At 74.4% G+C, this 7,777-nt stretch carries 7 protein-coding genes and 1 pseudogene; 4 read left to right on the forward strand and 4 right to left on the reverse strand.

Annotated features, from left to right (window positions below):
* The 3 genes and pseudogenes from CUD01_RS15875 to rfbD all read right to left on the reverse strand — a co-directional run.
* Positions 1-1,261: pseudogene (locus CUD01_RS15875) on the reverse strand (hypothetical protein); the annotation flags it as partial.
* Between the two features lie 72 nt (positions 1,262-1,333).
* Positions 1,334-1,960 (reverse strand): dTDP-4-dehydrorhamnose 3,5-epimerase family protein, encoded by a 627-nt coding sequence (locus CUD01_RS15885; RefSeq protein WP_141322476.1) that lies wholly within the window; start codon positions 1,958-1,960, stop codon positions 1,334-1,336.
* The gene (rfbD, locus tag CUD01_RS15890; protein WP_141322477.1) at positions 1,960-2,817 is read right to left on the reverse strand and encodes a dTDP-4-dehydrorhamnose reductase; all 858 of its coding nucleotides are present in this window, start codon (positions 2,815-2,817) and stop codon (positions 1,960-1,962) included. Before rfbD ends, CUD01_RS15885 begins: the two co-directional genes overlap by 1 nt.
* A 51-nt stretch (positions 2,818-2,868) precedes the next feature.
* Between rfbD and rfbB the strand changes: the two genes are divergently transcribed.
* From rfbB to CUD01_RS15910, 4 genes are all read left to right on the forward strand, one after another.
* On the forward strand, positions 2,869-3,867 hold the full coding sequence (gene rfbB / locus CUD01_RS15895) for a dTDP-glucose 4,6-dehydratase (RefSeq protein WP_141322478.1): 999 nt from the start codon (positions 2,869-2,871) through the stop codon (positions 3,865-3,867).
* A gap of 56 nt (positions 3,868-3,923) precedes the next feature.
* A complete protein-coding gene (locus CUD01_RS15900) occupies positions 3,924-4,130 on the forward strand; it encodes a DUF2530 domain-containing protein (RefSeq protein WP_094181878.1) in 207 nt (68 codons plus the stop codon).
* Between the two features lie 190 nt (positions 4,131-4,320).
* Entirely contained in the window at positions 4,321-6,156 is a 1,836-nt protein-coding gene (locus CUD01_RS15905) for a DUF4012 domain-containing protein (protein WP_141322479.1), read from the forward strand.
* A 194-nt stretch (positions 6,157-6,350) separates the two neighbouring features.
* Positions 6,351-7,091, forward strand: coding sequence for an Ig-like domain repeat protein (locus CUD01_RS15910; protein WP_141322480.1), 741 nt, complete (start codon positions 6,351-6,353; stop codon positions 7,089-7,091).
* Between the two features lie 76 nt (positions 7,092-7,167).
* Here CUD01_RS15910 and CUD01_RS15915 read toward each other — a convergent pair whose 3' ends face one another.
* Entirely contained in the window at positions 7,168-7,572 is a 405-nt protein-coding gene (locus CUD01_RS15915) for an NTP transferase domain-containing protein (protein WP_141322481.1), read from the reverse strand.
* Between the last annotated feature and the right edge of the window lie 205 nt (positions 7,573-7,777).

The following is a 7,777-nucleotide window of genomic DNA, read 5'->3' on the forward strand; positions in this document are numbered from 1 at the left end:
GCTCGGCCGTCGCACCGGCGGGCTCGACCCGCCGCTCGGCCGCGGCCGCGGGCTCCACGCACCCCTCGGCCGCAGAGCCGCGGCGCGCGCCATCAGCCCGCACGCCTCCCGCCTCGACCGCGCTCCGGCGGCGCGCCTGCTCCCGCACCGCGTGCCACGTCGCGGCCGGCACGACCAGGCTCACGTGCGGCACGACCCCCGGCGTCACGACCTGAGCGCCGTCCGGCACGTCCCCACGCCCACCAGCCGTGCCGGGCGCACCACGCACGGCATACCCACCAGACACGGCAGGCGCACCGGGCGCGGCATACCCACCAGACACGGCAGGCGCACCGGGCACGGCAGGCGCACCGGGCACGGCAGGCGCACCGGGCACGGCAGGCGCACCGGGCGCGCCGGGCGCTGCGTCGAGCGCCGGTGGGGCGAGCGCTGTCGACGCACCCAGCGCGTGGCGCGCGAGGGCGGTGAGCGCGTCGGCACGCGCCTGCTCGGGAGCGCGGTCGTCGTCGGGCCGGTGGCCCGTGGCGTCGAGCGCCGCCTGCAGCGCGCGGCCGGCGAGCGGGTCGAGCCGACCGCGCAGGAACGTGCCGTCCGCAGCGTGCGTCAGGTGCAGGAACCGCGCGCGGCGGGCGGCCTCCCGCGCGTCGTCGGCGCCCTGCTGGTCGTGCGTGGCGGCGAGCACCGCGAGGTCACGCGCGAACTGCCGCGCGTCCGCCCCGTCGGCGAGCTCGACCACGCGGCGCTGCCCCTCGGACGAGGTCAGGAACTCGTCGACCTGCGAGGACGCGGTGTCGAGCACACGGGCGAGCGCGTCGACGTGCGGCTCGAGCATGCGCCGCTCGTGGACCGCGTCACGGACGCCGTCGAGGCGGGTGAGGACGTGCGCCGCACGTACCTGACGGTCGGCCTGACCGCGCGTGCCGGCGATGGCCTGCGCGCGCTGGTCGGCGAACTCCCGCTCGGCCCCCACGCGCGCGGCGGCGCGCTGCTGCGCGACCAGCACGGGCGCGCGCACGCTGCTCACGAGCCCCGGCACCCTGTCGAGCGCCCCGAGGACCCGCGCGCGCTCGGCTCCCGTCCACCCCGCGGCGTCCCGCGTCGCGGCGGCGAGGGCCACGAGCTCCTCAACCACCGCCCCGAGCCGGTGGACCACCTCGGCCCCGCCGCGCGCCACCACGGAGCCCACGGCCGACCCGGCAACCGATCCAGCGCCCGATCCCACGACCGCGAGCGCCCCCTCGTCGCGCGGCGTCTCGAACATGTGTTCGATTCTACGCAACCAGGGCGATCCCGACAAGCCCCGACGACCGCCAAGAGGGCGACCCGGGAACGCCTACCGCGCGTCCGGCCCCAAGGTCGCCACGAACGCCCGCACGTCGTCGGCCGCCGGCAGCAGCCCGCCCGCGCGCGCCTCCTCCAGCGTGGGCGCGGCGGCGTCCTTCTCGGACAGCACGTACTCCAGCGGCGACCCGTCGCGCCCCACGGTCGGCCAGGAGATCCCGATGGCCGGGTCGAGCGGATGCACGCCGTGCTCACCGGTCGGGTTGTAGGGCGCGGAGCACAGGTACGCGACGGTCGAGCCGTCCTCGAGGGAGCAGAACGCGTGCCCGAGCCCCTCGGAGATCAGCACGGCCTCGCGCGTCTCGTCGTCCAGGAGGACGGCGTCCCACGCGCCGTAGGTGGGCGACCCGACGCGGATGTCGACGACCACGTCGAGCACCGCGCCGCGCACGCACGTCACGTACTTGGCCTGGCCGGGCGGCACGTCGGCGAAGTGGACGCCGCGCAGCACGCCCGCGGCGGAGACGGAGAGGTTCGCCTGGCGCAGGTCGAACCGTCGCCCGGTGACCTGCTCGAGCTCGTCGGCCCGGAACCACTCGAGGAACGCCCCCCGCGCGTCGCCGAACACGCGCTGCGTGACGCGCCACGCACCCTCGACGGCCAGCGGTTCCATGCCCATCAGCTCTCCTCCTGCCCCAGGACGGCCGCGGCGGCCGCCTCCCACCGTCCGCGCCAGTCGCCGATCGGCGCGACACCCACGGATCGCAGCGCCCCGTGCCCGAGCACGGAGTACGCGGGCCGCGGCGCAGGTCGCACGAACTTCTCGGAGGTCGTCGACGCGACGATCGCGGGATCGAGGCCCGCGGCGGCGACGACGGCCTGCGCGAACCCGAACCACGTCGTCTCACCGGACGACGTCGCGTGGTACGTCCCGCGCGGCGCCCGGGCGGCGACGAGCCGCGCGACGACGTCGGCGACGTCGACCGTCCAGGTCGGCTGCCCGCGCTGGTCGTCGACGACGTCGAGCGCGCCGCGCTCCCGGGCGACGCGTGCGATCGTCCGGGGGAAGCTCGAGCCGTGCGCGCCGTAGAGCCACGCGGTGCGCACGACGAGGTGGTCGCCCCCGGACGCGGCGACGGCCCACTCGCCGGCGGCCTTGGTGCGGCCGTACGCGCCGCGGGGCGCCTGCGGCGCGTCCTCGCCGTACGGGGTGCTCGCCCGGCCGTCGAAGACGTAGTCGGTGGAGATCTGCACGAGGCGCACACCCGCGGACGCGGCGGCGCGCGCGAGCGTGGCGGGCCCGACGGCGTTCGTCGTGAAGGCCTCGGCCTCGTGCGTCTCGGCGTCGTCGACGGCGGTGTAGGCGGCGCAGTTCACGACGACGTCGGCGCCGACGAGGGCGTCGGCGCACGCCTGCGGGGACGTGATGTCGAGCCCCGCACGGTCGAGCCCGACGACGTCGTCGTCGCCCTGGCGCAGCCGCGCGACGACGTCCCGCCCGAGCATCCCCGCTGCCCCCACCACGACCCAGCGCACGCGCACCCCCCTTGTCGACCCGTGCACTCTATGCGTTGCTACGCTCGAAACATGCGTTTACTCGTCACCGGCGGCGCCGGGTTCATCGGGGCCAACTTCGTGCACCAGAGCGTCGCCGAGCACCCCGAGGTCGAGGTCACGGTGCTGGACAAGCTCACGTACGCCGGCAACCGGGCGTCGCTCGCGGGCCTGGGTGACGCGGTGACGCTGGTCGAGGGCGACGTCGCGGACGGCGCGCTGGTGGACCGGCTGGTGGCCGAGGCGGACGCGGTCGTGCACTTCGCGGCCGAGTCGCACAACGACAACTCCCTGGCGGACCCGTGGCCGTTCGTCCAGACGAACCTCATCGGCACGTACGCGCTGCTGGAGGCCGTCCGCAAGCACGACGTGCGCTACCACCACGTCTCGACCGACGAGGTCTACGGCGACCTCGAGCTCGACGACCCGCAGCGCTTCACGGAGCGGACGCCGTACAACCCCTCGTCGCCGTACTCGTCGACGAAGGCCGGCTCGGACCTGCTGGTGCGCGCGTGGGTCCGCTCGTTCGGGGTGCGGGCGACCATCTCGAACTGCTCGAACAACTACGGCCCGTTCCAGCACGTCGAGAAGTTCATCCCCCGCCAGGTCACGAACCTGATCGACGGCGTGCGTCCCAAGCTGTACGGCGCCGGCGCGAACGTGCGTGACTGGATCCACGTGGAGGACCACAACGCCGCGGTGTGGCGCGTCCTGGCCGACGGTCGGATCGGGCAGACGTACCTGATCGGCGCGGACGGCGAGCGCAGCAACCTCGAGGTGGTGCGCGCGCTGCTGGAGATCTTCGGCCGGGACGCCGACGACTTCGACCACGTGAGCGACCGCCCGGGCCACGACCTGCGCTACGCGATCGACTCGACGCTGCTGCGCACCGAGCTGGGCTGGTCGCCGCGGTACACGGACTTCCGCTCGGGCCTCGAGGCGACGGTGGCGTGGTACCGCGAGCACGAGGACTGGTGGCGTCCCGCGAAGGCCCGCGTGGAGGCCGCGTACGCGGTGACGGGCCAGGCCTGACACCCCGTCCGACGAGCGTGCCCGGGCACCCGGCGGCGACCGCATAGGCTGCGGGCGTGCCGATCGACCAGCCGCCCCCGCCTCCCGTGGAGGTCGACCTCGCGCGCGTGACCGTGGTCGGCTCGGCGCTGTGGCTGCTCGCGCTCGTCGTGACCGTGGTGCTCGCGCTCGTCGGGACCACGGGGTGGACGCCGGTGGCGGTGTGCGCGACGGGTCTCGCGCTCGGCGGCCTCGGGTACCGGTGGGCCGCGCGTCGACGCTGAGGCTCATGCCGGTGCGCTCGCGTGCCGATAGGTCCCGTAGCGACATCTTTGTCCGTTCGCGGCGCCCTCCGACGAGGGCGCCCTCGCTGGTCCACGACCGGCGTCCCGCGGCCACCGACGGCTCCGACGCTCGCGTCCGCGCGCGTCGGAGCCCACCACGCGAGAGAGCCTGATGCACGACGAGAACCCCGTGACGCCGACCGACGCGACGCCGGACGACACCCCGGACACCGCCCCCGAGAGCGCCCCCGAGACCGCCCCGGTCATCGAGCCCGCGGCTCCGCGGCGTGGGCGCCGCGGGCTGTGGTGGACGCTCGGGGTGCTGGGCGTGCTCGTCGTGCTGGCCGTGTGGGGGGCGTTCGACGCGCGTCGGACGTACACGGGTCTCGACGAGGCGGCGCGCGAGGTGCAGGCCGCGCGCGACCTGGCGCTGGACGGTGACGCGGCCGCGGCGCGCGGACCGGCGCAGCGCGCGGCGCGTGCGGCGTCCGCGGCCGACGCCGCCGCGCACCGGTTGCCGTTGACGCTCGCGCAGGCGCTGCCGGTGGTCGGCGACGACGTCTCCGCGGTGCGGTCGCTCGCGCGCACGGTCGACGACCTGGCGGGTGTGGCGATGCCGGGGGTGCTCGACGCTGTCGAGACGCTCGAGCCCGAGTCGCTCGTGAGCCCGCAGGGCCGGGTGGACGTCGAGGCGATCGCGCGCGTCGCGCCGGGCATCGTCGCGGCCGACGACGCGGTGCAGGCGGCCCGGGTCCGGCTGGCGGGCCTGCGCGGAGGTGACTACGACGAGCGGGTCGTGGACGCGGTGACGCGGCTGCAGGACGCGGTGGACTCGGTGAGCGGCAGCACGTCGGGTGCGGCGCGCGCCGCCGCGCTCCTGCCCGCGATGCTCGGTGCGGACGGGCCGCGCGACTACCTGCTGCTGGTGCAGTCGAACGCGGAGCTGCGGGCGACGGGCGGCATCCCGGGCGCGGTGCTGCACCTGCACGCGCAGGACGGCCTGCTCACGGTCGTCGAGCAGCGTGGAGCAGGCCAGATCAACACGGCGGACGCGGCGCCCGTGCTGGCGCTCACGCCGCAGGAGCAGGAGATGTTCGGCGACCAGCTCGGCGTCTACATCCAGGACGTCACGCTGACGCCGCACTTCCCGCGCGCGGCCGAGCTCGCGCGCGCCATGTGGGAGCGCGCGACGGGCACGGCGGTGGACGGCGTGCTCGCGACGGACCCGGTGGCGCTGGGGCACCTCGTCGAGCGGGCGGGCCCGGTGACGACGCCGGACGGCACGCGCATCACGGGCGAGAACGCCGCGCAGCTGCTGCTCAACGAGGTCTACCTGCGGATCACCGACCCGGTGAAGCAGGACGCGTTCTTCGCCGGTGCGGCCGGGGCGGTGTTCGACGGCCTCTTCGCGGGGTCGCCGACGTCGCTCCTGGACGGCCTCGCACAGTCGGTCGACGAGCGCCGGCTGCTCGTCTGGTCCGCGCACGACGACGAGCAGGCGCGGCTCGCGGGAACCCCGCTCGCGGGTGAGGTGACGGGTCGCGACGGCGAGTCCCCGGTGGTGGGCGTGTACCTCAACGACGGCTCGGGCGCGAAGATGTCGTGGTACCTCGACACGACGGTCGCAGCAGCGGTCGAGCGCTGCGAGGCGGACGGGTCGCGGGTGGTCGGCGTCGACCTGAAGCTGACGAACACCGGCCCCGCGGGTGGCGCGGGGCTGCCCGCGTACGTCGTCGGCGAGCACCTCGACACCCCCGGGAACGTCCGGACGAACTACGACCTGTACGCGCCCGCGGGGGGCACGCTCGAGTCGGTGGAGATCGACGGGACGCCCGAGGAGATCTTCGAGTCGACGTACCTCGACCTGGACGTCGCGTCGTGGACGACCGAGCTGGCGCCGGGTGCGTCGACGACGATCCACGCGACGTTCACCGTCCCCGCGGACCTGCCCGGCGAGCTCCGGCTGAGCACGACCCCCACCGCGCACGACGTTCACCCGATCGTGGACGCCGGGTGCCCGGCATGACCGATCCGGCCGTGACGGCCGTCACACTTCCAGGCGACGATCCCGCATCCTGAGCCGCGCGTTACGCCGATCGGGTGAGATCCCCGGGCAATTCTCGTGGTTTGCCCGAAGCGACTCAGGCCGACCCGTGGGATGACCGATCATCTAGGCGGTAGCCCAGTCCTTCGGGACCCGGGGGGCGGCCCGAATACGGAATGAGGACCACACACGTGCTCAAGAAGAAGACCCTTGCACTGACGCTGGCCGCGGCGCTCGCCGTCCCGGCCGCGCTCGCCATCCCGGCAGTCGCCGCAGGCAACGACACGACCCCGGCAGCTCCGGCCGCCACGACCTCCGAGTCCGTCCTCACGACGGTCGCGGCGCCCTACCCGGCGACGGTCCGCACCACGACGAGCGCCTCCGCGGCCCCCGTCGTCTACGGCACCGGCTCGACCGTGTCCGTCACGGTCAAGGCCGCCACCGGCACGCCGACCGGCTACGTCAAGGTCAAGGTCGGCACCAAGACCTTCACCAAGGGCCTCACGAGCGGCAAGGCGACCGTGTCGCTCGGCAAGCTCAACAAGGGCACCTACTCGGCGTCGGTCACCTACACCCCGACCTCCGGCTCGGAGTTCAAGGGCTCGTCCACCGCCGTCGCCGTCAAGGTCACGGCCGGCAAGACGAGCGTCAAGGTCGCCAACACCTCGATCGCCAAGGGCAAGTCGCCCGCCGTCTACGTCAAGGCGTCGCGCGACGGCAAGGCCACGGTGACGATCACCGGCCCCAACGGCTTCAAGGTCACCAAGACCATCGCCGTCAAGGGCAACACCACGGCGAAGGCCGCGTTCACCTCGAAGGTCCGCGCGAGCGGCACCTACAAGGTCTCGGTGAAGTTCACGCCCACCAGCACGAACTACTCCGGCTCCACCGCCGCGGCCTCGGTCCGCGTGCGCTGACGACCTGAGCAGCACGACGAAGGGGCGGTCCACCCGGACCGCCCCTTCGTCGTGTGCTCACCACTCGTCACCCAGATCACGACGGGCGCTGGACAAGGCGCGACCACCACGTGCACCAGCAACGCCGGTCCGCGGACCACCCATGAGATGGACCCAACACGACCCCGGACGCGAGCGCCCAGATCTGCTCGAGGTGGCTCACGTTCGCGGCGATGGAGACGCGTCGTACGCCCGTGAGCTCCGCGACGGTCCAGAGCGTGTGCTCGAGGACCGTCCGGTCGCCGAGCTCGGTGAGCTGTTTCGGCTGCGTCAACCCGAAGCGCGCCCCGATGCCCCCCGAGAGCACCACCACGATGGCCTCCCGCTGTCCGTCCTGCGCCACGGCGTTCATGCCCCGCGTCCCCTCGTCGTCGGTGCTGGTGATCATCCCGTACGACGGCTGACGCACTCCCCGGGGCGACGTGCGCACCCGCAGGCTCACGCCGTGCCCCAGCCATCAGACCGGCGACCGACCCGTCCGCGAAGACGGCGGCAGGGCGCCGCACCCTGCTGACCATGCCACCGCCCGATCAGGTCCCGCCACCAGGAGCCGACGCCTCGCGAGGAGACCCCCGGCGAACGTCGAGCGGAGGACCTTCTCCGACCCGCCGGCGGAGGACGCCGCCCGGGTTACCCCCCCCCCCCCC

The sequence above is a fragment of the Cellulomonas uda genome, assembly GCF_006538705.1.
Lineage (GTDB): Bacteria > Actinomycetota > Actinomycetes > Actinomycetales > Cellulomonadaceae > Cellulomonas > Cellulomonas uda.

Excerpts from the sequence above, each read along its gene's own strand:
- CUD01_RS15885 (WP_141322476.1), bottom strand. The coding sequence starts at position 1,960 with ATGGGCATGGAACCGCTGGCCGTCGAGGGTGCGTGGCGCGTCACGCAG.
- rfbB (WP_141322478.1), top strand. The coding sequence starts at position 2,869 with ATGCGTTTACTCGTCACCGGCGGCGCCGGGTTCATCGGGGCCAACTTC.
- CUD01_RS15910 (WP_141322480.1), top strand. The coding sequence starts at position 6,351 with ATGAGGACCACACACGTGCTCAAGAAGAAGACCCTTGCACTGACGCTG.